Origin of the sequence: Bradyrhizobium roseum, from assembly GCF_030413175.1 — a bacterium.
Classification (GTDB): Bacteria; Pseudomonadota; Alphaproteobacteria; order Rhizobiales; family Xanthobacteraceae; genus Bradyrhizobium; species Bradyrhizobium roseum.
In genome coordinates, this window is record NZ_CP129212.1 from 6295983 (window position 1) to 6319912 (window position 23930).

The window sequence follows — 23930 nt, forward strand, 5'->3', positions numbered from 1 at the left end:
CGGCGATGACAGAAATCCGGCTCAGGGATTACCAGAATGCGGACGCGGAAGATCTGAACCGGCTTGCGGTCTCGGCCTTTGAACAGTTCCGGGACCATTACGGCGACTGGCCGGCGATGCTTGCCGGCCTGTCAAAAACGTCGGCACTCAGCGTGGGCGGAGAAGTCATCATTGCCGAGCTCCAGGGCAAACTCGCAGGCGCTGTTGCCTATTTCCGGCCGGACAGTCGAAAAGCCGCGTTCTTCGATCAACGCTGGCCCATCATTCGTATGCTGGTCGTCGACCCCGCGTTTCGCGTAAAAGGAGTTGGGCGAGCCTTGAGCGATGAATGTATTGCCAGAGCCAGCCGCGACGGGTCGCCGATCATCGCGCTCCATACCAGCCCGATCATGTCGGTCGCCCTGCCGATGTATCTGAGGATGGGGTTTGCCAAAGCCTATGACGCTCCGCCGATCTTCGGCGCAGCCTACGCGGTCTACACCAAAGCCCTGTGAGCCAGATGCAATTCCTCACCATCGCCTTTCCGGCAATCGACCCCGTCGCCATCTCAATCGGACCGTTCGCGATCCGATGGTATGCGCTGGCCTATATCTCCGGCATCGTGATCGGGTGGATCTATGCGCGGGCGCTGATTAAAAGCGAGAAATTATGGGCCGGGCCGGCGCCGATCGCGCCCGTACAGCTCGACGACTTTATTCTCTGGGTCACCCTCGGCATCATCCTCGGCGGCCGCACCGGCTATGTGCTGTTCTACAATCTTCCCCTGTTCATCGAGCATCCCCTCGCCATTTTCAAACTATGGGAAGGCGGCATGTCCTTTCATGGCGGCTTCCTTGGCTGCGTCGCCGCGGTGATGTTGTTTGCGCTGAAGAACAATATCTCCATCCTGTCGCTCGGCGACATCACCACTGCGGTCGCGCCGATCGGAATTTTCCTCGGCCGCATTGCCAACTTCATCAAGGGCGAGCTGTGGGGGCGCGAGGCGGATGCCAGCGTGCCCTGGCGGATGATCTTTCCCGACGACGCGAAGCAGCTTTTCCGTCATCCAAGCCAGCTCTACGAAGCGGCCCTCGAAGGCATCCTGCTGTTCGCGATCCTGGCGGTCATGGTCCGGATGGGGGCCTTGAAGCGGCCCGGCCTGATCCTCGGCAGCTTCATCGCGATCTATGGTCTGGCACGTATCACCAGCGAGTTTTTCCGTGAACCGGACCCGCAACTCGGATTTTTGTGGGGCGGGCTGACCATGGGTATGCTGTTGTCGGTGCCGATGATCATCGTCGGCGCCATCCTGATCGTGAGGGCATGGCGCGGCGGGACGCCAGCGCCTATACAGAAGTCGACTTAAGGCGGGCCGTGACCGAACTTTCACCGTTGCAGGCAGAGATCCAAAAGCTGATCCGATCGTCGGGACCGATGCCGGTCTGGCGCTACATGAAGCTGTGCCTGACGCATCCCGAACACGGCTATTACGTATCGCGCGATCCGTTGGGCCGCGAGGGCGATTTCACCACCGCGCCCGAGGTCAGCCAGATGTTCGGCGAGTTGCTCGGCCTGTGGACGGCATCGGTGTGGAAGTCGATCGGCTCGCCCTCGAAGCTGCGGCTGATCGAGCTCGGCCCGGGCCGCGGCACCATGATGGCAGATGCGCTCCGCGCCATCCGCGTGCTGCCGCCACTTTACGAATCGATCGATATCCATCTCGTCGAGATCAACCCGGTGCTGCGCGAGAGACAGCGCGCGACGCTGTCGGGAGCGCGCAACATCAGCTGGCATGACAGCCTCGATGACGTGCCTGATGGCCCCGCGGTCATTCTGGCCAACGAATATTTCGACGTGCTGCCGGTTCATCAGGCGGTTCGACGCGAGACCGGCTGGCACGAGCGTGTCGTCAATCTCGACGACGACGGCAAACTGTCATTCGGCGCTGCGGAAGAACCGATACCTCGCTTCGAGGTGCTGCTGCCGCCGCTGGTGCGCGCAGCCCCGATCGGCGCCGTTTTCGAGTGGCGGCCGGACAGCGAGATGATGAAGATCGCCACGCGGGTACGCGACCAGGGCGGCGCGATGCTGGTCATCGACTACGGCCACATGCGCAGCGACGCCGGCGATACGTTTCAGGCGATCGCCCGCCACAGCTTCGCTGATCCCCTGAAGCATCCGGGCCAGGCCGACGTCACCGCCCATGTCGATTTCCAGGCGCTGGCGCGCGCGGCGGAAGACGTCGGCGCGCGCGTGCATGGCCCTGTGACGCAGGGCGACTTTCTCAAGCGGCTCGGCATCGAGACGCGGGCGATCACGTTGATGGGCAAGGCCACGCCGGAAGTTTCCGACGATATTTCCGCCGCGCTGAAACGGCTGACCGACAGCGGCCGCGGCGGCATGGGATCGATGTTCAAGGTGCTTGCGGTCACCGAGCCCAACCTCGCCATGGTCGCGGGCCTCAGCGACGAACCATCAGCGCCGGCGCCGGGAGACGCAGCAGAATGATGTTCGGATCGTCGCTGCTTGCAGCCATTCCCGGGCTGCGCCACGCGTTCTTCACCCGCGAGGGCGGGGTGTCCAATGGAATCTATCAGGGGCTCAACGGCGGGCTCGGCTCCAGCGACGACCCGGCCCACGTCGCGGAGAACCGCCGACGCATGGCCGAACGGATCGGCGTGACGCCCACGAATTTTGTCAGCGTGCACCAGATCCACTCGCCCGACGTCGTGGTAGCGACCGGACCCTGGCCGGGCGACAGGCCGCGCGCCGACGCGATCGTCACCCGCACCGAAGGCATCGCCATCGGCGTCACCGCCGCCGATTGCGGCCCGATCTTGTTCGCCGACGCCGGCGCGCGCGTGATCGGCGCGGCGCATGCCGGCTGGAAGGGTGCGCTGACCGGCGTGCTGGAATCCACCATCGACGCCATGGAGAAACTCGGCGCCGACCGCTCCTGCATCGTCGCCGCCATCGGTCCCCTGATCCGCCAGCCCTCCTATGAAGTCGGCAGCGAATTCGTCGAGCGCTTTCTGGATGCCGACGCCGAGAACGGCGTATTCTTCATCCCCGCCGATCGCGCGGGCCACGCGATGTTCGACCTCGCCGGCTACATCCGGATGCGGCTGGAAAATGCCGGCATCCTGATGATCGACGATGCCGGCGTCGACACCTATTCCGACGAGCGCTTCTTCAGCTACCGCCGCTCGGTGCACCGCAAGGAGCCGGACTACGGCCGCCACGTCCACGCCATCGCGCTGGAAAGCGAGTAGCTACTTCACCTTCAACACCACCTTGCCCCGCGCCCGGCCGGCTTCGAGATAGCTCAGCGCGTCGGGCAACTGCTCGAAGGCGAATTCGCGATCGATCACCGGCTTGATCGCGCCGCGATCGACAAGGTCCGCGATCTCGCGCAATTGCTCGCCGCTCGGCTCGGTGAAGAACCAGCAATAGGATGCCCCGGCTTGCGCGCTCGCCGCATAGACACTGCGGCTCATCAGCCAGATCGCCGCGCGAACCACAAACCCCTTGCCCTCGCGCCGGGCGAAATCGCGATCGGGCGGACCGCTCAGCGAGATCACGGTGCCGCCCCGCTTCACCACCTTGAAGGCGTCGACGGTGAAGGCGCCGCCCAGCGTGTCGTAGACGATGTCGTAGCCGCCGCCGACATCGAGATAGTTTTCGCGGTCATAAGCAATAACCCTGTCGGCGCCGAGCGATTTGACGAAGTCGACATTTTTCGAGCTCGTGGTCGTCGTCACCTCGAGCCCAAGATGCTTCGCATATTGAATCGCGAAGGTGCCGATCCCGCCGGAGCCGGCGTGGATCAGAATGCGCTGGCCGGCGTGGGCCTTGACGCGCGAAAATCCCTGCAGGGTCGTCAGTCCCACCAGCGGCAGCGCCGCAGCTTGCGCATACGAGACGGCAGCGGGCTTCAGCGCCACGAATTTCTCCGACAGCGCGATCTTCTCGGCAAAGGTGCCGATGGCCTCGCGCGGGGCGCGCGCGTAGACCGCGTCGCCCGGCTTGAAGCGGGCCGCGCGCGCGCCTGCGGCCAGCACGATTCCAGAAGCATCGAAACCGAACGGGCGCGGCAACCGGTAATTCGAGACGCGCTTGAGATCGCCATGCACGATCTTGAAGTCGATCGGATTGAGGCTGGCGGCATGGATGTCGATCAGGACGTCGTCAGAGCCCGGCATGGGTTCGGCAATCTCAGCCAGACGGACGTGATCGGCGATCGCACCATAGCCATCGAGAAGGAAGGCTCGCATCGGTCATCCTGCAGGCGAAGGATTCGGGCGACAACAAGGAGAGCGGGGACAGGCCGGCCGCAATCTTTTTGGCGGGCCGGGACGCCGGCCGCCCTAGACCTTAACAGGTTTTAACGATATCGGAGGGAACCATGAGCGTCCCTGTCCCTGCTTCGTGCCTGCCGGCTTCCCGCGCCCTCATCGCGGCGGCGCTTATTGCCGTCGCGGCCGCCCTGGGTGGCTGCGCCACCAACGGCGGCGCAACAGGCAGCACGTCCAATGCGATGGCTGCCGTGGGCGGCGGCCAGACCGTGACGTTCGAATCGATCGACGGCCCGCCGCCGCAAGTCTTCGACCGCATGGTCAGCGTGCTCGACAGCGAATCGAAGCTGCGCAATTTGTCGATCGTCTCCCGCGAGGGCCGCGCGTCCTATCGCGTGCGCAGTTATCTGTCGGCGCAGGTGGTGCGCGGCAAGGCCGTGATCGCCTGGGTGTGGGACGTCTACGACAACAACCAGCAGCGGACGCTGCGGCTGTCCGGCGAGGAAGCCACCGGCAAGGCCGGACGCGATGCCTGGGCCGCCGCCGACGACCTCGTGTTGCGCAAGATAGCGCAGGCCGGCCTCAGCGGCCTGTCGGGTATGATTAACGGAACGCCTGATGCACCTGTCCCGGCTCCCGAGCGCCGCGGCCCAGCGGTGGCGAGCATGGAAAATGCCGTACCCGCCCAGGATGCGTCCGCGGTCGCCGTGCTCGCCTTTAGCGCCCAGTAACCGATCCCGTAAAAGTCACGAATCGGCCGTTTTTTGACCGGGAAAACCGGGCCGACGGGTTGCCAGCCGAGCCCCCTGCCTGATATCTCCTCGCCCATCGAAACGCGCCGGTTTCCCGAGGATTTCTCGATATGCTGAACGTCGTATCCAGCAAGGCGCGAGGAGAAGCGTCCATGTCGGCCAAGAACGGCTCGATCAAGCTGGTCGCCGGCAATTCCAATCCGGTTCTGGCGCAGGCCATCGCCCAAGGGCTGGACCTGCCGCTGACCAAGGCCAGCGTCCGCCGGTTTGCCGACAACGAGATTTTCGTCGAGGTCCTCGAGAACGTGCGCGGCTCGGATGCCTTCATCATCCAGTCGACGTCGTATCCGGCCAACGACCATCTGATGGAACTCCTCATCATCACCGATGCGTTGCGCCGCTCGTCCGCGCGCCGCATCACCGCTGTGATCCCCTATTTCGGCTACGCCCGGCAGGACCGCAAGGTCGGCTCGCGTGCGCCGATATCTGCCAAGCTGGTGGCCAACCTGATCACCCATGCCGGCGTCGACCGCGTCATGACGCTCGATCTCCACGCCGGCCAGATCCAGGGCTTCTTCGACATCCCGACCGACAATCTCTACGCCTCGCCGCTGATGGTGCGCGATATCAAGGAACGCTTCGACCTCGCCAACGTGATGGTGGTGTCGCCTGACGTCGGCGGCGTGGTCCGCGCCCGCGGCCTCTCCAAGCGCATCAACGCCCCGCTGGCGATCATCGACAAGCGCCGCGAACGCGCCGGCGAATCCGAAGTCATGAACGTGATCGGCGACTGCGCCGGCTACACCTGCATCCTGATCGACGACATCGTCGATTCCGGCGGCACGCTGGTGAACGCGGCCGATGCGCTGCTCGCCAATGGCGCCAAGGACGTCTACGCCTACATCTCCCACGGCGTGCTGTCCGGTGGCGCCGCCGCGCGTATCGCAGGTTCGCGGCTGAAGGAGCTCGTCATCACGGACTCCATTCTGCCGACTGAGGCCGTCGTCAAGGCGCCCAACATCCGCACGCTCTCGATCGCGCCTTTGATCGCCGAAGCGATCAGCCGCACGGCCGCGGAAGAATCGGTATCGAGCCTGTTCGACTGAGTATCAGACCTCATCCCGAGGAGCGCCTCTTCGCGCGTCTCGAAGGATGAATGGCACCAGCCGGGCCACATGGTTCGAGACGCGCGCACGCGCGCGCTCCTCACCATGAGGATTTGACAGTCACTCAAATCCCGGCCGCGGCACCAGGTTCATCAGCATGTTCGCATAGCCGCCGTCGACCATGATCTCGTCGCCGTTGACGTAGGACGCCCGGTCGCTGGCGAGGAACAGGATGGCATCGGCCATGTCCTGCGGCATGCCGACCCGCCGCATCGGCACCACCGCCGAGCGCCGCTCGGTCACCCCGGGCGTATCGTAGAATGCCTGGCTCATCGGCGTGATCACCATGCCGGGGCTGACGACGTTGCTGCGGATGCCGTGCGGACCCCACTCGTTGGCGAGCTGCCGCGACAGCATGATCACGCCGGCCTTGCTGACGCTGTAGGCGCCGCTCTGCCCTTGCGCGTTGCTGCCGGCAATTGAGGCCACATGAACCAGGCTGCCGCGGCCGAGCCCGCGCATCTGCCGGCCGAACGCCTGCGCGCAGATGAAATAGCCGGTCAGGTTGACGGCGAGCACGCTGTTCCATTCGGCAAGCGACAAGGTGTCGAGCGCGCCGGGGCGCAGAATGGCCGCGGTGTTGACCAGCACGCCGCACGGCCCGAGCGACTTTTCGATTCTCTCGGACGCGGCGGTGACGCTCTCGGTGCTTGTCGTGTCGCAGCCGACGACGAGATGCCCGTCGCCGAGCTTGCGCAGCTCGGCCAGCGTCGCTTCAAGCCCGCCTTCGTCGCGATCGATCGCCGCTACGCGGGCGCCCGCTTTGGCAAAACTGACCGCCGTGGCGCGGCCGATGCCGCCGCCCCCGCCGGTCACGACGCAAACGCGGCCCGACAGGCCGAGCCAATCCGACGAATCCATCCCTGCCATGTTCGATCACTCTTGGTTGGTGAACTGATGAGAGCAGCATAGCCGAAAGCACGGGTGCACCAAGCAAGTTGTCAGTGACCCGGGATTGCGTCCTCATAACATGATCGTCTCAGCATGCCCGTCTGCACGGGCATGCCTCTCCCACCGCCGAGTCGATAGACGCGGCGGTGGGAGACAATCAGCCGATCGCGAGAAGCTTACCCCACGATCCCTTTAACCCACGATCCCCGCCGCGACCTGCCCGCGCAGCCTTTCCAGGCTGTGCAGCGTACTGGCGCAGGCTTGCGCGACCTCGATGCCCTTGATGACGAAATGCTTGCGGAAGAACTCGTGGTGCACGGCGCTGTCATGGAACTGCTGCGGCGTCAGCACCGCCGAGAACACCGGCACCTCGGTCTTCAGCTGCACGTCCATCAGCGCCTTGATCACGGTATCGGCGACGAATTCGTGGCGGTAGATGCCGCCATCGACCACGAGGCCGGCCGCTACAATGGCCGTGTAGCGTCGCGTCTTGGCGAGCAGTTGCGCGTGCAGCGGTATCTCGAACGAGCCCGGCACTTCGAACAGATCGACCTGCGCCCGCGAGATATGCCGCGCCTCGATCTCCTCGAGGAACGCGATGCGGCATTCTTCGACGACGTCGCGGTGCCAGGACGCCTGCACGAAGGCGATGCGCTGCGGCTTGACGAAACGCGGATGCACCGGACGCTCGGGCACATCGGGCGTGCCATTGGCCTCCGTGGTCTGCGGTGGGGATTGGACTTCAGGTTCTAGCAACATCTGATTCATGGCTTTCCTCTTTCAGGACCAGAATCAGGGCACACGGAACGACGTCAGCCCGCGCGCAAACGCACGAGGGCCGCCGCAAACCGTTCTCTTTCATCCGGACTGTAACCGTCGGCTTCGGAATCACACCGAATCTGCTGACCCTTCCTCTCGGGAGAGAAGAAGGCGCTCGCGGGCTTGGGCGACGTCACCCTTACCGCCGGTGGGGATTTTCACCCCGCCCTGAGAACATCGGCCGCCCGGAATGGACGACCTGAACAAACAATATGACCAAGGCCGGGGCGTCAGCAAGCACCTTGATATGGGCAACCGTCATGTCTCCATGCCGCCGGGACAGGACGCGCGGACGCCCTTACTTAAAGCGCGGCAATTGGAATAGGCTTGCTGCTAACAGGGGGACGCTCGACATGAATTTTTGGCTTCGCCGCAATATTCTCACGCTCGCCGGCGCACTGCTCGCCATCGCCGTCTCGCCGCAACCGGCCTCCGCGCTCGATTATCCGACGCGGCCAGCGAAAATCGTCGCGGGCTTTTCCGCCGGCGGCGGCGTCGACATCACCGCGCGCCTGATCGGGCAGTGGCTGGCCGACCGTTTCGGGCAGCCCTTCGTGGTCGAGAACCGCACCGGCGCCGCCGGCAATATCGGCACCGAGGCGGTGGTGAACGCCGCGCCGGACGGCTACACGCTGCTGCTGGCGACGGTGCCGAACGCGGTCAACGCTTCGCTCTACGAAAAGCTCAATTTCAATTTCGTCCGCGACATCGCGCCGGTCGCCGGCGTCATCCGCGTGCCGATGGTGGTGCTGGTCAACCCCGCGGTGCCGGCGCAGACGCTTGCCGAATTCATCGCCTACGCCAAGGCCAATCCCGGCAAGGTCAACATGGCCTCGGCCGGCAGCGGCAGCGCGCCGCACATGGCGGGCGAACTGTTCAAGATGATGACCGGCGTCGACATGGTGCACGTGCCCTATCGCGGCCAGGGGCCGGCGCTGACCGACCTGCTCGGCGGCCAGGTGCAGATCCTGTTTGCGGCGGCGCCGGGCACCGCCGACCACGTCAAGACCGGCAAGCTGCGTGCGCTCGCGGTGACCACGGCCACGCGCATGCCGGACCTCCCCAACGTTCCGACGGTCGCGGATACCGTGGCGGGCTATGAAGCGAGTCAGTGGTACGGTTTCGCCGCGCCGAAAAACACGCCGGCCGAGATCGTCGACAAACTCAACAAGGAGATCAACGCCGCGATCGCCGATCCCGGCATGAAGGCAAAACTCGCCGCGATCGGCGGCGATCCGATGCCGGGCCCGCCGGCCGATTTCGGCAAACTGATCGCCGACGAAACCGAGAAGTGGGGCAAGGTGGTGCGCGCCGGCGGCCTCAAGCCGGAATGAGCCTGCGTCGCCTCGACGTCTAACATTCTATTAATTGCATCGCGTTCGATCGACGGCGCGCCCCGCGGCAGCACCGGAATGGACTCGCTTGCGACTCAGAAATTGATGAACAATTAACGCGCCTGATCGATGATTGCCGGCAGAAAAGTCGAACCAAACCCATTGCCGGACGGGCTGCCATTCCAATGCAAATCCAGGACGCGATGCCGCGCCCCGCCAGAATGTTTCTGTCGATCGTTGTGCCCTGCTGCAACGAGGCGGAAGGCCTACGCGAATTCCACCGGCAGATGACGGAAGCGGCGCGCGCGCTGTGCGGGCAGCGCTACGAACTGATCATGATCGACGACGGCTCCACCGACGGCACCTGGAAGCTGATCAACGAACTCTCGGCGGAAGACCGCAACGTCGTTGCCGTCCGGCTCGCCCGTAACCACGGCCATCAGCTGGCGCTGACCGCGGGGCTCTCCACCGTCCGCGGCGACGTAGTGCTCGTCATCGATGCCGACCTGCAGGATCCGCCGGAGCTGCTGACGCCGATGTACGACATGATGGTGCGCGAGAGCGCCGATGTCGTCTACGGCCTGCGCCGCAGCCGCGCTGGTGAAACCCGCTTCAAGAAAAAATCCGCCGAGGCGTTTTATCGCCTGCTCGCGCGCATCACGCGCGTTCACATCCCCGTCGATACCGGCGACTTCCGCCTGATGAGCCGGCGCATCTCCGACCAGCTCGTGCAGATGCCCGAGCACGACCGCTTCATCCGCGGCATGGTCGCATGGCTCGGCTACAAGCAGGTCGCCTATGAATACGACCGCAACCCGCGCTACGCCGGCAGCACAAAGTATCCGCTGGCGAAGATGATCGGCTTTGCGCTCGACGCGCTGATCAGCTTCTCAATGGTGCCGCTGCGGATCGCGACCTATGTCGGCGCGCTGCTGACGACCGGGCTCACGCTGATCGGCGTCTACGCGGTGATCGTCTGGATTCTTTCCGGCGCCGTGCCGGGATGGACCAGCTTGACGCTGCTGGTCGTGATGATTTCCTCGGTCCAGCTTCTCGTGCTCGGCCTGATCGGGGAATATGTCGGCCGCATCTATATTCAATCGAAGAACCGGCCGCTGTTCGTGATCTCGCATATTCACCGGCGCGGACGGCTGCCGCACGCGGCCGCGGACGGACGGGACAATCTCGAACAGGCGCCGCTGATGACGTTGCTGGCCCAGTCGGAATCCGGCATGCGCAGCGAAATCTACGAGGCTTCCTGATGAAGGCGATGATCCTGAGCCACCCCGCGCTCTACCAGGCCTATCAAAGCGCCGGAGGATTCTTCGGCGCCCGCATCAAGGCGATCGCGGATTACCTCACCATGCGGCCGGGCATGCGGGTGATCGATATCGGATGCGGGCCGGGCCACATCGTACAATATCTGCCCGAAGGCACGATCTATGACGGCTTCGACATCGACGAGACCTACATCGCCTATGCCAGGCGTTCGTTCGGCCACCTCGGCACGTTTCATTGCCGCTATTTCGATGCCGCCGCCGCCCGTGAATTCGCCGGCGCCGACCTCGTGATGATGAATGGCGTCCTGCACCACATCGGCGACGACGACCTGAAGGCCACGCTCGCCAATATCCGCGACGTCCTGAAGGACGACGGTGTCCTGTTCACCACCGACCCCTGCTACCGCAACGGCCAGTCGCCGATCGCGAAATGGCTGCTCGACAACGACCGCGGCGAATTCATCCGCAATGAAGACGGCTACAACAGGGTGCTCGGCAGTGCGTTTGCCAAGGTGAAGCTCGCCATTCGAGAGGACCTGGCGCGGCTGCCCTACACGTTTGCGATCGGCGTGATGCAGAAATGACGCCGGCGCGGATCAATCCGCCCGTTTCAGGATGTCGACGCCTTCGACCGAACGTACCAGCGCATACGGCTTGAACAGCTCCGTCAGTTCGGCGTCGGCGCGCACCCAATCGCCCCATCCGTCGCGCAGATTATCGACCAGGATGATGTCGGGCGGCAGCTTCTTGAAATCCTCGATCAGCCATTGGCGCTCCAGCGCCAGATAGCCGTTCAGCCTTGCATCGGTCGCGGCGTCCACGACGGTCTTTTCGCGGGTCAGCCGCGTGAACACCCGGAGCCACAGATTCTCCTGCCGGGAAACCCACACCCCGCCGACGTCGCGCACCAGCGGATGCCCGAGCGCGGCCTCGCCGCTCAGCATCAGGATGCGGGGATTCGGTTTGAGGCCCGCGATGGCTTGCTTGATCGGGCCGACATGGATCTGGATGTTGAACCAGAGCATGCCGAACGCCAAGATTGCTGCCATCACGAGGCCCGATGCCGCCGCAAAAAGGCGCGAGCGCATCGCCGCGCCGTCGGCCGCCGTCAGGACGTAGCCCATCGCCAGCAACGCCACCGCGACCATCGGGTAGGAGTGATAGGCCCAGCCGCGCCGCTGCAGGAAGAACGAGACGGCAAATCCGGCGGAGGCGAGCAGCGCTATCGTCAACGCCGGATCCGGCTTTGATTTCTGCCGCGCCAGCAGCACCGTTACGAGCGCAATGGCCGCTATCAGCGTCGCGTCGTTCAGGAAGATGATCTTGGCCGGCATCGACCACGACAGATAGGTATCGCGAACCAGCGGATAGGTGATCGTAAAATACTCGGAATAGAGGACATACGTTCCGAGACTGACCGACGCCACGATGGCGCCCGCGATGATGTTTTCCGGCGCAAACAGCACGCGCCAGGATCGCGAACGGATGGCGGCAAACAGGATGCACAGCGCCACCGGCACGACGAAGAACGGTTTGAAGGCGAGCGTGATGCCGGCCCCGCCGCCGGCGATCAGGATCGCCCACAGCGGCAACGGTTCGCGGTTGCTGCGCAGCGCATAAACCGCCAGCGCGGGCAGGAGGGTGAGCAATGCGATATGTTCGCGCTGCGCGAAGACGTGCATCGGCAGGATCGTCACGACGGCCGCGGCCCAGACCGCGAACATGCCCGATAGCGACGGCGCCGTTGCCGGCGAGCGCCGCAGGATGCGCGACGCCGCGAACAGCGAACCTGCCGCCAGCAGCAGAAGCTGCGCATCGATCACATGCCGCGGGTCGACGCCGAGAAGTCGCGCCAGCGCCACGCCCGGCAGATAGGCGAACGGCGCCATCGGTGGATTGATCTCGACGATATCGCGAAACAGCCGCTGCCCGTCCAGCATGCGTTCGCCGATGACGAGCAGCCAGCTCACGTCGGTGTTGAGCGGAACGACCTGCCGGAGCCCGATGGCGATGACGAAGACGGCGCAGATCGGCAGCCACGGCATCGGCGCCAGCCCTTCCCGCCCCGCGGCACCTGCCGGCGAGCGAAGCGAAGCGGCTGAGAATTCCGTGGTCATGGGTCCATCCTGCCTGGAAGCTTTCGCGACGCTAGCCAAGGAGCGTTAACGCACGATTTGCGAACGATCCGCGACGCATCGGCGCAGGCCGAACCATTCACGAATCCTTAAAGCCGGCATCCTAGTGGTATCTATCGCGCCCCATTTCAGATCGCCCGCGCGACGCACAGGAAACATGCGTGACAGACGCCGCTGAGGTTGCCGGAGCGGATGCAGCAGGGCCCGCGCCGCGGACCTGGCGGACGCCTCTCGTTCAAACCAGCGTTTTGGCGCCGATCGCCATCGCGCTCGGTGCGCTGCTGGCAGGCGCGATCTACACCTGGTTCGTTGGCGAAGACGTCAACTGGGACTGGATGAACTACCACGAATACAATGTCTGGGCGGTCATCAACGACCGCTACGGCATCGACGCGATGCCGGCGGGCTTCCAGACCTATTTCAATCCGATCGTCTATTTCCCGATCTATTATCTGCGCCATGTGCTGCCGCTGCCCTACGGCATGATGATCATGGGCGCGGTGCACGGCCTCAATCTGCTCCTGATCTATTTTCTCGTCCGCGTCCTGTTGCGCGAAGCGGCAGCCGCGAGCGCGATCGGTGCGGCGATCCTGATCGCCGCGGTCGGGCCGATGACGCTGTCGGAGGTCGGCACCAGCTTCTCCGACATTCTCACCGCGCTGCCCATTCTCGCCGGCTGCGTTTTGATCCTGTCGGCACGTGAATCGAATCAGGGGCGCTACGTTCTCGCCGGCCTCCTGATCGGCGCGGCCGTCGGGCTGAAGCTGACCAATGCCGTCTACGCCTTCGGCGCCGCCGCGGCCGTGCTCGCCGCCGGCCGGCCGGTGCGGGCGACGATCTGCCTTGGCATCGGCGGCGCAGCCGGTGCGCTCTTAACCGGCGGCGCCTGGAGCCTGATGCTGTGGCGCGAGTTCGGCAATCCCGTCTTCCCGATGTTCAATGCCGTGTTCCGCTCGCCCGAATTGATGGCGGCCAACATCATGGACTGGCAGTTCCTGCCGCGGGGCCTGCTCGATGCGCTCGCCTATCCCTTCTACTGGCTGGTCGGCGACAACAGGAGCTCGGAATATCCGTTCCGCGACGCGCGCTTTGCGGTCGCCACCGTCCTGATCGTGCTCGGCATCGGCCGCGGCCTCGTCACGCGCACGGATATCTTCACGCGGCGCGACACCCAGTTCCTGCTGTTCTTCGGCGTCTCCTACGCGGCATGGCTCGGCGTGTTCGCGATCCAGCGCTACGCGGTGGCGCTGGAGCTGTTGTGCGCGCCGCTGATCGTGCTCTTGATCGCGCGAGTCTTGGCCGGCAGCACGGCCCGCCTGTCTCCGCTGCGCCTGAATGCGGCGTTGCTGGCGGTGGCCGTGGCCATCGCGCTGTGGTCGCAACCGGGCGACTGGTTCCGCCGCCCCTGGTCCAGTCCGTACCAGCCGGCGATTTCGAAATCGCTCGAACGGCCCGCGAACTATCTGCTGCTCGACAAGCCGCTGGCCTATATCGCCCCGCGGCTGCCGCCGCAGTCGCGGTTCTATCAGATCGCCGACATCGCCCTGCCGATCATGCAAGGCGGCAGGTTCGACCGCCGCATTCGCGCCGCGTTGCAGGACCCGCCGCCGGGCGGCACATGGGGACTGCACACGCGCGACAAGCCGATCCGCGAACCGCTGCTGGAACGCTATGGTCTGCGCGTCGACGCGTCCCGCCCCTGCGTCGAAATCGAGGGTGCGTGGCTGGGGACGGCCATGCAGGCGTGTCCGCTGGTAGCGCGCGACAAATAGCCCACATCGGGTCGGGACAGGATCCTGTAGCGTCGGGGGCGCCGGCCGGCCAAATGAGGCCGGTCCGCCATAATAGTTAAGAGATCGTTAATTTCGCCGGGATATGACCCCACGACGCTGAAAATCGATTCCGGTTTGTTCTCACAAACCTAATCATCGCCGCGATCTGCTGTGGACGACGGCGCTTTGCCCTGTGGACGGACTCCCGGGTCAGTTGCGCGGATTCCGCAAATCACATCAGTTGAGCTTCGGCAGCCCCGGGAGGATCAGCGATCGGGGGGATTGCAGCCGGCGGCGGCGCACGGTTCTACGGCGCGCCGTGCTCCGTGTGCGTATCAGAAGAATTCAAAAACAAGGTCGAGACGGCATGTCCCTCCTCGAAGGCATTATCGATTCACGGAACAACCCGCTCGCGGCAGTCGAGGACATTGCCGCCGAGAACAACTGGCCGTTCGAGCGTTCCGGCGAAGACGAGGTCACCATCGTCTCCAAAGGCGACTGGACCGACTATCAGCTCTCCTTCACCTGGATGGGCGAGATCGAGGCGCTGCATCTGGCCTCCGCCTTCGACATGAAGATTCCCCCCGCCCGCCGCGCCGAGGTGCAGCGGCTGATCGCCGCCATCAACGAGCAACTATGGGTCGGCCATTTCGACATCTGGACCCATACCGGCATGATCATGTACCGGCAGGCGCTGGTGCTGCCGGGCGGGCTGACCGCCTCGACCGCGCAATGCGAGGCCATGCTGGCCGGCGCCATCCATGCCTGCGAGCGCTATTACCCCGCCTTCCAGTTCGTGGTGTGGGCCGGCAAAACCGCGCCGGAAGCGATGAGCGCGGCGATGTTCGATACCGCGGGCGAGGCGTAGTTAGTTCGCTGCAGCGCTTCTACACCCTCGCCGTCGTTCCTGCGAACGCAGGAACCCATACGCCGCGGCCTATCGGCTTAGGCAAAATGCTTGTAGCCCCTTCCTCGCTTCACTAAAACGCCTGTGGTTATGGGTCTCTGCGTTCGCAGGGACGACAGCAGGCGTATGGTGGTAGCTGTGAGCAACAACACCCTTCAATCCCTCCACGGCACCCTCGCGCTGGCCGGCGCCGGCAAGATGGGCGGCGCGATGCTGACCGGCTGGCTGGCCGGCGGCCTCGATCCGAAGCGCGTCGTGGTGATCGAGCCGCAGCCCGCCCCCGAGATCGCCGCGCTGGCGGCGCAAGGCATCCGGCTCAATCCCACAGCAAAAGAGACCGGCGAGGTCGACACGCTGGTGGTCGCCGTCAAACCGCAGTCGTTCCGCGAGGCCGGCGCCGCCTTCAAGCCGTTCGCCGGGGCGTCGACGCTGGTGGTCTCGATCATGGCCGGTACGCCGATCGCCGTGCTCGAAGCGGTCTGCGGCGGCAGCGTGGTGCGCGCCATGCCGAACACGCCCGCCGCGATCGGCCGCGGCATCACGGTGGCGGTGGCGGCAAAAAGCGTCAGCGCCGCGCAGCGCGCGCTGGCCGACGCGCTGCTGCGCGCCACCGGTTCGGTGGAATGGGTCGACCAGGAAAGCCTGATGGACGCCGTGACCGCGGTCTCCGGCTCCGGCCCGGCCTATGTGTTCCTGCTTGCCGAAGAACTCGCGCGCGCCGGTGTCGCCGCCGGCCTGCCGGCGGAACTGGCCGGGCGGCTGGCCCGCGAAACCGTCGCCGGCTCCGGCGAGCTCTTGCATCGCTCAGAGCTCGCGCCCGCCACGCTGCGCCAGAACGTCACCTCGCCCGGCGGCACCACAGCCGCCGCGCTCGATGTGCTGATGGGCCCGAACGGCCTGCAGCCGCTTCTGACGCGCGCGGTCGCCGCGGCCACGCAGCGCTCCAAAGAGCTGGCGAAGTAGATCTCTCTCGCATGTCATTGCCGGGCTTGGCCCGGCAATCCATCGAGAGAAAATTTTCGTCGTCATGCGCGGGTCAAGCCCGCGCATGACGACCGTTCAAAATCGTCCGGTTACGTCCCCGCCAGCCGTTTCGTAAACGTCTCGGCATTGACCAGCCCGCGCGCGTGACGGCCGTCGCCGATCTTCCGCTCGCCCTCGAAAGCCTCGACCTCAAAACGGATCACGCGGCGCTCCACCGCAACAACCTTGCCGGTGACACGCACCGCAGCCCCCACCAGCGCCGCGCCGAGATGGCGGATATCGACCTCGGTCCCGACCGTGATCCAGCCTGGCTGCAGATGCGGCCGGATCGCATCGCTGGAGGCCATCTCCATTTCCAGGATCATCATCGGCGTCGCAAACACCAGCGGCATGCCGGGCACGAAATGCCCGACCGTGCGCTCCGCCGGCACCACCAGCGTGCGTTCGGCGCTCATGCCGATGGTGATAAAGTCGCGTGCGTCCATGGGACTGCTCTTTATCCTCCCCTGGAGGGGGAGGATCGGTTCGCAAGCAATGCGAACCGAGGTGGGGTGACGGTCTCTCCACGTCCAACAGTGCTCGAGTGGAGAGATCACCCCACCCCGTCACGCATCTTGCGATGCGTGCCGACCCGCCCCCTCAAGGGGCGGGTAAGCGAGAAAGAGCCCTACTTCTTCGCCGCCGCCGCGCGCTCCACGAAGGTCTTGCCGCCCTTCATCTTGTGGGCCAGCGGCGCTTCGTTGATCTGGATCACCACCGCATCGGCATCGACGCCGAGGTTCTTGACCAGCGCCTGGGTGATGTCGCGCATCATGCCGGCCTTCTGTTCGTCGGTGCGGCCGAAGGCCATGCTCACGGTAATCTCAGGCATTGTGGTCTCTCCCTTTGCTCTTGCTCACATCGTCATCGCCGGGCTTGACCCGGCGATCCATCATTTTGAAAATGGATACGCGGGTCAAGCCCGCGTATGACAACTTCAATTGCTCCACGTCACGTCATGGCGCGCCAGCACTTCGCGCACGGCATCGACGAGCCTGGCTTGATCGACCTCGTACTGGGCCTCGGCCTGCTTCTTCAAATACTCTTCGCGGTCCTTGATCTCGGTAAGGCCGGCGCCAAGGATGAGGTCCTTGATCTGGATCTTGCCGTTCGCGCGCTCATCCGAGCCCTGGACGATCGCGCACGGCGCGTTTCGCCGGTCGGCATATTTCATCTGCTGGCCAATGCTGTGTTTTGGATTTCCAAGATACAGCTCGGCGCGGATATTCGCGTTGCGAAGCGTCGCGACCATCTTCTGATAATCAGCGATTTCTCCGCCGAATACCGTGACGATCACCGGGCCGAATGCCGGCTTGGTGTCGAGCTTGCCGAGCATCGTCAGCGCCGCCTGCAACCGCGACACGCCGATGGAGAAACCGGTGGCCGGCACCGGCTCGCCGCGGAAGCGCGAGACAAGGCCGTCATAGCGGCCACCGCCGCCGACCGAGCCGAAGCGAACGGGCCGGCCCTTTTCGTCCTTGGTTTCGAGGGTGAGTTCGACCTCGTAGACCGGGCCGGTGTAATATTCGAGGCCGCGCACGACGGAGGGATCGATGACGATCCGATCCGACCCGTAGCCCGATGCGGTGACGAGCCTGCTGATCGCGTCGAGTTCGTCGCGACCCTCTTGCCCGATCTTGCTGTCGCGCAGCCGCGCGTCGATCTGGGCGCCCGGTTCGATCGCACCGACGACCAACGCGATATCGTCAGGCTTCAGGCCGGCGCCCTTGGTGAAATCACCCGAATCGTCCTTACGGCCCTCGCCCAGCAATTGCTGCACGCCGGAAATGCCGAGACGGTCGAGCTTGTCGATCGCGCGCATCACGGTCAGCCACTGCCCGTCATCGGCTATGCCGAGCGCATCGCGCACCCCATCGAGCACCTTGCGGTTATTCACCTTCACCACATAAGAGCCGCGCGGAACGCCGAGCGCCTCCATCGTGTCCGCCGCCATCATGCACATCTCGGCATCGGCCGCCGGCGACCCGGAGCCCACGGTGTCGGCATCGAACTGCATGAACTGGCGGAAGCGGCCAGGGCCCGGCTTCTCGTTGCGGAACACGTAGCCGAAACGATAGCTGCGATACGGCTTTGGCAGCGCGTCGAAATTCTCCGCCACGTAGCGCGCCAATGGCGCGGTCAGGTCGTAGCGCAGCGAGATCCACTGCTCGTCGTCGTCCTGGAACGAGAACACGCCCTCGTTCGGCCGGTCCTGGTCGGGCAAAAATTTACCGAGCGCATCGGTGAACTCCATCGCCGGCGTTTCCACCGGCTCGAAGCCGTAGCGCTCGTAGACCTCGCGGATTTTCTCGACCATCCGGCGTGTGGCGGCAATCGCTGCCGGGCCACGATCTTCCAGCCCGCGCGGCAGGCGGGCGCGGAGTTTCTGGGGTTTTTTCGGTTTCTCGGTCATTTTCGGTCCACAACGCCTGGGGCGCGTTGGTACCAGCCAAGGCCCGGACGGGCAACCGTGGCTTCTTCCCTTCCCCCTCATGTCCGCCAAGGCCTTGGCGCAGGCGGATGTCGGAGAAGGTGGCGCGAGGCCGTTTAAGGCGTTTCCATTCTCGCCCGAAGCGCGTCGGCGTCGGCCTTCGGCATTAATTTGAGCATTGGCCTGATGGTCTCGCCGCCGACGATCTTGCCGTTCCGCGTGAACATCCAGTCCGAGATATCGGCCTGCTTGAACTCGGCGACGTCCCCCGCCCGCTTGCCGGGCAGATCGCGCGGCTGATTGGCGAATTTTCCCGAATAGCGGCCGTCCGCGATCTTCATTACATCGGCGACCCAGATGTGCTCGCCGCCACTCGTCGGCTTCGGGAAACGCACCTTGAGGGAGTGGCCGGTCTCCGATGGTCTCGAAGCGTCGTAGGAGGCCCAGAACGCCGGTAGCGTACGACGCGCCTTTGCGATCGCGGCATTCATCTCCGCGTCGCCGCTGTTGACGTCGATTACCGAAGAGCGACCTTCGGCCGTGGCGGCGGCCGGGAGAGCGTTGAGACCCGCGAGAGCCGCCACGACGGCGGCCACCATGATACGTCTGGAATATATTGAGAGGGCTGAAGTCATCGTCGCCATTTCCCGCGTTGAAATTCGCAATTCGGGGAATTGGTCGCATAAAGCCATCAACCAGTTCACGACTTCATCCCGCCCTGCGGGCGCCCTCGCCGCGCGGCCCGGTACTTGAACGGAAGTCGCCTGTCGTGAAAGCGGCGAAAAATTCCGCCGTTAAAGGCCGGTCCTGATTTGATCAGAACCGGGCTTTAGCTTCTTGTTCTGACGCGTTTTATTCAGCGAACCGGTGCCCGCTTCGCTCTAAAACTCCCCTCACAGGACCTTCCTGATCCACTCGTGCGGGTCTTCGGCGCGGCCGTACTGGATGTCGACCAGCTGCTTGCGCAGACCCATCGCGACCGGGCCGGCGGCGCCGCCACTGATTTCGAAATCGCCGCTCGCCGAACGCACCTTGCCGATCGGCGAGATGACGGCCGCGGTGCCGCAGGCGAAAGCTTCCTTCAGCCTGCCGCTGGCGGCATCCTTGCGCCACTGCTCGATCGTATACGGCTCCTCGCGCACCACCTTGCCGGCATCCCTGGCCAGCGCGATGATGGAGTCGCGGGTGATGCCGGGCAAAATAGTGCCGAGCGGCGGCGTCGAGAGCGAGCCGTCGTCGAACACGAAGAACACGTTCATGCCGCCGAGCTCCTCGATGTAGCGGCGCTCGATCGCATCGAGGAACACCACCTGGTCGCAACCATGCTCGATCGCTTCCGCCTGCGCGCGCAGGCTGGCGGCATAGTTGCCGCCGCACTTGACGGCGCCGGTGCCGCCGACCGCAGCGCGCGTGTAATTCTCCGACACCCAGATCGACACCGGCGCGGGGCCGCCCTTGAAGTAGGAGCCGACCGGCGAGGCGATGACGGCAAAGATGTATTCCGCCGACGGCTTGACGCCGAGGAAGATCTCGCTCGCGATCATGAAGGGCCGCAGATAGAGGCTGCCCTCGCCGCCCGGAATCCAGGCGCTGTCGATCCGCACGAGCTGTTCGACCGCCTCGATGAACACATCCTCGGGCAGCGGCGCCATCGCCATGCGATCGGCCGAATTCCTGAACCGCCGTGCATTGGCGTCGGGCCGGAACAGGTTGACGCCGTTGTCGCGCTTGTAGGCCTTGAGGCCCTCGAAGATCTCCTGCGCGTAGTGCAGGACCGCCGTGGCCGGATCGAGCGGGAAATTGGCGCGGGATTCGACCCGCGCGTCGTGCCAGCCCTTGGCCTGGTTGTATCGGACGATCGCCATGTGATCGGTGAAGATCCGTCCGAACCCGGGGTCCGCGAGCTTGGCCGTGCGGTCCTTCTCGGGCGTCGGGTTGGCCGCCGGCTGAATGTCGAATTTCAAACTCATCGTCGTCGCTTCCTGCCCTTGGCTTTCCCTTGGCTTTCGCCCTTGATCTTTCGCCGCCGGAACCGGCGCGATGGCGTCGCCGGCCTGCCTTTTCCGGGCCGGCCTGCTCAATAGGTCTGGACTTCACAGCGCTCCGGACTTCATCATCGCCAGCCTTGCGGCCGGCTTCCGTTGCCGTCATGTCGGGTGAGGACATGCTTTTGCGGGATGCCGAAGTCCAGTATGTTTGCCGAAATGCCGCTCGACAATCGCACGGTAGTCCATTTGCGGCCGTTGCCGCCATCGCTGGCTTTTCCCGGCTGCCTGACACGTCACCATGTTCGAAACGACTTAAAGTTTCGTCGTGGCTGGCAGTTTTGTAACATTGAACCCAAGATATGTCAACATGACTGACATAAATTTCTCACGGGATCCCTCCACCCCTGATTCGCAGGCGGCATCCGGCACAACCCCTGCCCCGCGGGCCGGTGAATTGCGCTGGGATATCATCGAGCTCCTGTTCTTCGCCTACCGCGACTTCGTGGGCGATGCCGACCAGGAGCTGGAGGCATTCGGCTTCGGCCGCGCCCATCACCGGGTGATGCATTTCGTCTACCGCTATCCCGGCCTCAAGGTCGCCGATCTCCTGGACGTGTTGCGGATCACCAAGCAGTCGCTCGGCCGGGTGCTCAAGCAATTGCTCGATGAGGACTACATCATCCAGAAGACCGGCAATAACGACCGCCGGCAGCGCCTTCTTTACGCCACCCCCAAGGGCGAAGCCTTGGTGGTGAAGCTCGCAGGGCTGCAGACCGATCGCATCACCCGCGCGCTCCGGGACATCAGTCCCGAGGGCGTCGCCGCGATCAGCCAGTTCCTGCGCGCGATGATCGATCGCGATGACCCCGACAAGGTGTTGGAAGCGATCTTCGGAACCGGCGCCAGGAAGCCGCGGGAGTGACCGTGGCGCAAGGAGCAACCATGGCTACAGCCGCCGCGCGCGCCCCCCAACAACTGGCCGATGACGCCCCGCATCTGCTGCTGGTCGACGACGACCGCCGCATCCGCGACCTGTTGTCGCGGTTTCTGTCCGGCGAGGGTTATCGCGTCACCACCGCCTCGAGCGCCAGCGACGCCCGCGCAAAGCTGCTCGGCCTGCATTTCGATCTGCTGATCCTCGACGTCATGATGCCCGGAGAAACCGGTTTTGATCTCGCGCGATTCATCCGCACCTCGTCCTCGGTGCCGATCATCATGCTGACCGCGCGGCACGAGGCGGAGGCGCGGATCGAGGGCCTGCAGATCGGCGCCGACGACTACGTCGCCAAACCGTTCGAGCCGCGCGAACTGATCCTGCGCATCGGCAACATCCTCAAGCGCTCCGCGCCGCCGCCGGTGGAGGCGCTGGAGCAGATCGCGTTCGGCCCTTACCTGTTTCATCTCGAGCGCGGCGAACTGCGCCAGGGCGAGGAGATCATTCATCTGACCGATCGCGAGCGCGAAATGTTGCGCATCCTCGCGGTCGCGCCCGGCGACACCGTGCCGCGCGCGGCGCTGACCGGCGGCGGCACGGTGAACGAGCGCGCGGTCGACGTGCAGATCAACCGCCTGCGCCGCAAGATCGAGCGCGATCCCGCCAATCCGCTGTTCCTGCAGGCCGTGCGCGGCATCGGCTATCGCCTGGTCGCGTCGCCCTGAGCCGACATGAACTTCGCGCCATGAGCACGCTCGACACCGGCCTGACGATCATCCGCAACGCGTCGCAGCGCGTGTCGAAGGCCAACGGCTGGATGGGCAACGCGTTCAAGGGCTGGATGCCGACCGGCCTCTACGCCCGCGCGCTCTTGATCATGATCGTGCCGATGGTGATGCTGCAGACGGTGGTCGCCTTCGTGTTCATGGAGCGGCACTGGAACACGGTGACACGGCATCTGTCGGCCGCCGTGGTAGCGGATATCGCGGGCCTGATCGACATCTACAAGACCTTTCCGCAGGACAAGGATCGCACGCAACTCAAGCGCATCGCGCAGCAGCGGCTTGGGCTCGTGATCGATTTCCTTCCGCCGGGCGACATGCCCTCGCCGGGACCAAAGCCGTTCTTCTCACTGCTCGACCAGTCGCTCTCCGGGCAGATCAGCCGCCAGGTCAGCCGTCCGTTCTGGATCGACACCGTCGGCAAGTCCAACCTGGTCGAGATCCGCATCCAGCTCGACGATGCCGTGATGCGGGTGTTCGCGCAGCGAAGCCGGGCCTACGCGTCGCAATCGGAGATCTTCATCTTCTGGATGCTCGGCACCTCCTCGATCCTGCTGATCGTCGCGGTATTGTTCCTGCGCAACCAGATCAAGCCGATCCTGCGGCTGGCGGACGCCGCCGAAAGTTTCGGCAAGGGCCGCGAGGAGCCGAATTTTCGCCCACGCGGCGCGCGCGAGGTGCGTCGCGCGGCGCAGGCATTTCTGGAGATGAAGGCCCGCGTCGAGCGCTCGATCGAACAGCGCACCGCCATGCTGGCCGGCGTCAGCCACGATCTGCGCACCATCCTGACCCGCTTCAAGCTCGAACTCGCACTGATCGGCGACAGTCCCGAGGTCGACGGCATGCGCAAGGATGTCGACGAGATGTCCGGCATGCTGGAGGCCTATCTCGCGTTTGCGCGCGGCGACAGCGGCGAGGTCGCGCAGCCGACCGACATGGCGATGGCGCTGGAGGAATTGCGCAGCGATGCGGAACGCCATGGCCATGTCGCGACGGTGACCTTCCACGGCCTGCCTGTGGTGACGGTGAAGCCGGCCGCGTTCAAGCGCTGCATCGCCAACCTCGTCACCAACGCCGCGCGTTATGCGAAAACGGTCGCCATCACCGGCCACCGCGATCACCGCTATCTGACCGTCACGATCGACGACGACGGGCCGGGCATTCCCGCCGACATGCGCGAGGAAGTGTTCAAGCCGTTCCTGCGGCTCGACGACGCCCGCAACCAGGACGAAGGCGGCACCGGCCTGGGGCTCGCCATCGCCCGCGACATCGCCCGCTCGCACGGCGGCGACATCACGCTGAGCGACAGCCCGATGGGCGGCCTGCGGGCAGCGGTCAGGGTGCCGGTGTAGCCCCCCTCTCCCCGTTCTTCACGGGGAGAGGGTCGGGGTGAGGGGCTGCCTCAGCAAATTCGATAGACGTGAGTACGCGGAGCCTCCCCT

General features: G+C 64.8%; 24 protein-coding genes and 1 riboswitch. Of the genes, 15 read left to right on the forward strand and 9 right to left on the reverse strand.

Annotation, left to right across the window (positions count from 1 at the left end):
* The first annotated feature begins 5 nt into the window (after positions 1-5).
* From QUH67_RS29800 to pgeF, 4 genes are read left to right on the forward strand one after another with little or no spacing between them, the layout of a single operon-like run.
* A complete protein-coding gene (locus QUH67_RS29800) occupies positions 6-494 on the forward strand; it encodes a GNAT family N-acetyltransferase (protein WP_300943065.1) in 489 nt (162 codons plus the stop codon).
* A gap of 5 nt (positions 495-499) precedes the next feature.
* Complete coding sequence (gene lgt / locus QUH67_RS29805; RefSeq protein WP_300943066.1) at positions 500-1345, forward strand: prolipoprotein diacylglyceryl transferase; 846 nt, start codon at positions 500-502, stop codon at positions 1343-1345.
* An 8-nt stretch (positions 1346-1353) separates the two neighbouring features.
* Positions 1354-2487, forward strand: coding sequence for a class I SAM-dependent methyltransferase (locus QUH67_RS29810; RefSeq protein WP_300943067.1), 1134 nt, complete (start codon positions 1354-1356; stop codon positions 2485-2487).
* Positions 2484-3251 carry a peptidoglycan editing factor PgeF gene (pgeF, locus tag QUH67_RS29815; RefSeq protein WP_300943068.1) on the forward strand — a complete coding sequence of 256 codons (768 nt, stop codon included), beginning with the start codon at positions 2484-2486 and terminating at the stop codon, positions 3249-3251. The genes QUH67_RS29810 and pgeF overlap by 4 nt, the downstream gene beginning before the upstream one ends.
* On the opposite strand, the gene QUH67_RS29820 is transcribed toward pgeF, so the two are convergent.
* On the reverse strand, positions 3252-4253 hold the full coding sequence (locus QUH67_RS29820) for an NADP-dependent oxidoreductase (RefSeq protein ID WP_300943069.1): 1002 nt from the start codon (positions 4251-4253) through the stop codon (positions 3252-3254).
* 131 nt (positions 4254-4384) lie between these two features.
* Here QUH67_RS29820 and QUH67_RS29825 point away from each other — a divergent pair, with 131 nt between their 5' ends.
* Positions 4385-5005: a hypothetical protein gene (locus QUH67_RS29825; protein ID WP_300943070.1), complete on the forward strand. Its 621-nt coding sequence runs from the start codon at positions 4385-4387 to the stop codon at positions 5003-5005.
* A gap of 173 nt (positions 5006-5178) precedes the next feature.
* Positions 5179-6132 carry a ribose-phosphate pyrophosphokinase gene (locus tag QUH67_RS29830; RefSeq protein ID WP_300943071.1) on the forward strand — a complete coding sequence of 318 codons (954 nt, stop codon included), beginning with the start codon at positions 5179-5181 and terminating at the stop codon, positions 6130-6132.
* Between the two features lie 120 nt (positions 6133-6252).
* Here the strand turns inward: QUH67_RS29830 and QUH67_RS29835 are convergent, their stop codons facing one another.
* A complete protein-coding gene (locus QUH67_RS29835; protein WP_300943072.1) occupies positions 6253-7062 on the reverse strand; it encodes an SDR family NAD(P)-dependent oxidoreductase in 810 nt (269 codons plus the stop codon).
* A 213-nt stretch (positions 7063-7275) separates the two neighbouring features.
* Complete coding sequence (locus QUH67_RS29840; RefSeq protein ID WP_300943073.1) at positions 7276-7851, reverse strand: 6,7-dimethyl-8-ribityllumazine synthase; 576 nt, start codon at positions 7849-7851, stop codon at positions 7276-7278.
* Between the two features lie 78 nt (positions 7852-7929).
* Positions 7930-8082, reverse strand: a riboswitch (FMN riboswitch).
* 173 nt (positions 8083-8255) lie between these two features.
* On the opposite strand from QUH67_RS29840, the gene QUH67_RS29845 reads away from it, so the two are divergent.
* The 3 genes from QUH67_RS29845 (at position 8256) to QUH67_RS29855 (ending at position 11100) form a co-directional block, all read left to right on the forward strand.
* The gene (locus QUH67_RS29845; RefSeq protein ID WP_300943074.1) at positions 8256-9236 is read left to right on the forward strand and encodes a Bug family tripartite tricarboxylate transporter substrate binding protein; all 981 of its coding nucleotides are present in this window, start codon (positions 8256-8258) and stop codon (positions 9234-9236) included.
* A gap of 221 nt (positions 9237-9457) precedes the next feature.
* Positions 9458-10498 carry a glycosyltransferase family 2 protein gene (locus QUH67_RS29850; RefSeq protein WP_407080488.1) on the forward strand — a complete coding sequence of 347 codons (1041 nt, stop codon included), beginning with the start codon at positions 9458-9460 and terminating at the stop codon, positions 10496-10498.
* Complete coding sequence (locus QUH67_RS29855; RefSeq protein ID WP_300943076.1) at positions 10498-11100, forward strand: class I SAM-dependent methyltransferase; 603 nt, start codon at positions 10498-10500, stop codon at positions 11098-11100. Before QUH67_RS29850 ends, QUH67_RS29855 begins: the two co-directional genes overlap by 1 nt.
* Positions 11101-11112: 12 nt before the next feature.
* Here the strand turns inward: QUH67_RS29855 and QUH67_RS29860 are convergent, their stop codons facing one another.
* Entirely contained in the window at positions 11113-12633 is a 1521-nt protein-coding gene (locus QUH67_RS29860; protein ID WP_300943077.1) for a hypothetical protein, read from the reverse strand.
* A 179-nt stretch (positions 12634-12812) separates the two neighbouring features.
* Here QUH67_RS29860 and QUH67_RS29865 point away from each other — a divergent pair, with 179 nt between their 5' ends.
* From QUH67_RS29865 to proC, 3 genes are all read left to right on the forward strand, one after another.
* Positions 12813-14423: a glycosyltransferase 87 family protein gene (locus tag QUH67_RS29865; RefSeq protein WP_300943078.1), complete on the forward strand. Its 1611-nt coding sequence runs from the start codon at positions 12813-12815 to the stop codon at positions 14421-14423.
* Between the two features lie 367 nt (positions 14424-14790).
* The gene (locus QUH67_RS29870) at positions 14791-15291 is read left to right on the forward strand and encodes a type III secretion system chaperone family protein (protein ID WP_300943079.1); all 501 of its coding nucleotides are present in this window, start codon (positions 14791-14793) and stop codon (positions 15289-15291) included.
* A 165-nt stretch (positions 15292-15456) separates the two neighbouring features.
* Complete coding sequence (gene proC, locus QUH67_RS29875; RefSeq protein ID WP_300943080.1) at positions 15457-16293, forward strand: pyrroline-5-carboxylate reductase; 837 nt, start codon at positions 15457-15459, stop codon at positions 16291-16293.
* 110 nt (positions 16294-16403) lie between these two features.
* Here proC and QUH67_RS29880 read toward each other — a convergent pair whose 3' ends face one another.
* From QUH67_RS29880 to QUH67_RS29900, 5 genes are all read right to left on the reverse strand, one after another.
* Positions 16404-16799, reverse strand: a complete 396-nt coding sequence (locus QUH67_RS29880; protein ID WP_300943081.1) for a thioesterase family protein — start codon at positions 16797-16799, stop codon at positions 16404-16406.
* Positions 16800-16981: 182 nt separating this feature from the next.
* Entirely contained in the window at positions 16982-17185 is a 204-nt protein-coding gene (locus tag QUH67_RS29885) for a tautomerase family protein (RefSeq protein ID WP_209840070.1), read from the reverse strand.
* Between the two features lie 105 nt (positions 17186-17290).
* Complete coding sequence (hisS, locus tag QUH67_RS29890; protein ID WP_300943082.1) at positions 17291-18766, reverse strand: histidine--tRNA ligase; 1476 nt, start codon at positions 18764-18766, stop codon at positions 17291-17293.
* A gap of 134 nt (positions 18767-18900) precedes the next feature.
* A complete protein-coding gene (locus tag QUH67_RS29895; protein WP_300948222.1) occupies positions 18901-19383 on the reverse strand; it encodes a YegJ family protein in 483 nt (160 codons plus the stop codon).
* A gap of 294 nt (positions 19384-19677) precedes the next feature.
* Positions 19678-20754, reverse strand: a complete 1077-nt coding sequence (locus QUH67_RS29900) for a branched-chain amino acid aminotransferase (RefSeq protein WP_300943083.1) — start codon at positions 20752-20754, stop codon at positions 19678-19680.
* Between the two features lie 385 nt (positions 20755-21139).
* Between QUH67_RS29900 and QUH67_RS29905 the strand changes: the two genes are divergently transcribed.
* From QUH67_RS29905 to QUH67_RS29915, 3 genes are read left to right on the forward strand one after another with little or no spacing between them, the layout of a single operon-like run.
* Positions 21140-21694: a MarR family winged helix-turn-helix transcriptional regulator gene (locus tag QUH67_RS29905; RefSeq protein WP_300943084.1), complete on the forward strand. Its 555-nt coding sequence runs from the start codon at positions 21140-21142 to the stop codon at positions 21692-21694.
* A 20-nt stretch (positions 21695-21714) separates the two neighbouring features.
* Positions 21715-22431, forward strand: coding sequence for a response regulator (locus QUH67_RS29910; protein WP_300943085.1), 717 nt, complete (start codon positions 21715-21717; stop codon positions 22429-22431).
* Between the two features lie 20 nt (positions 22432-22451).
* Positions 22452-23840: an ATP-binding protein gene (locus QUH67_RS29915; protein ID WP_300943086.1), complete on the forward strand. Its 1389-nt coding sequence runs from the start codon at positions 22452-22454 to the stop codon at positions 23838-23840.
* Positions 23841-23930 lie beyond the last annotated feature (90 nt).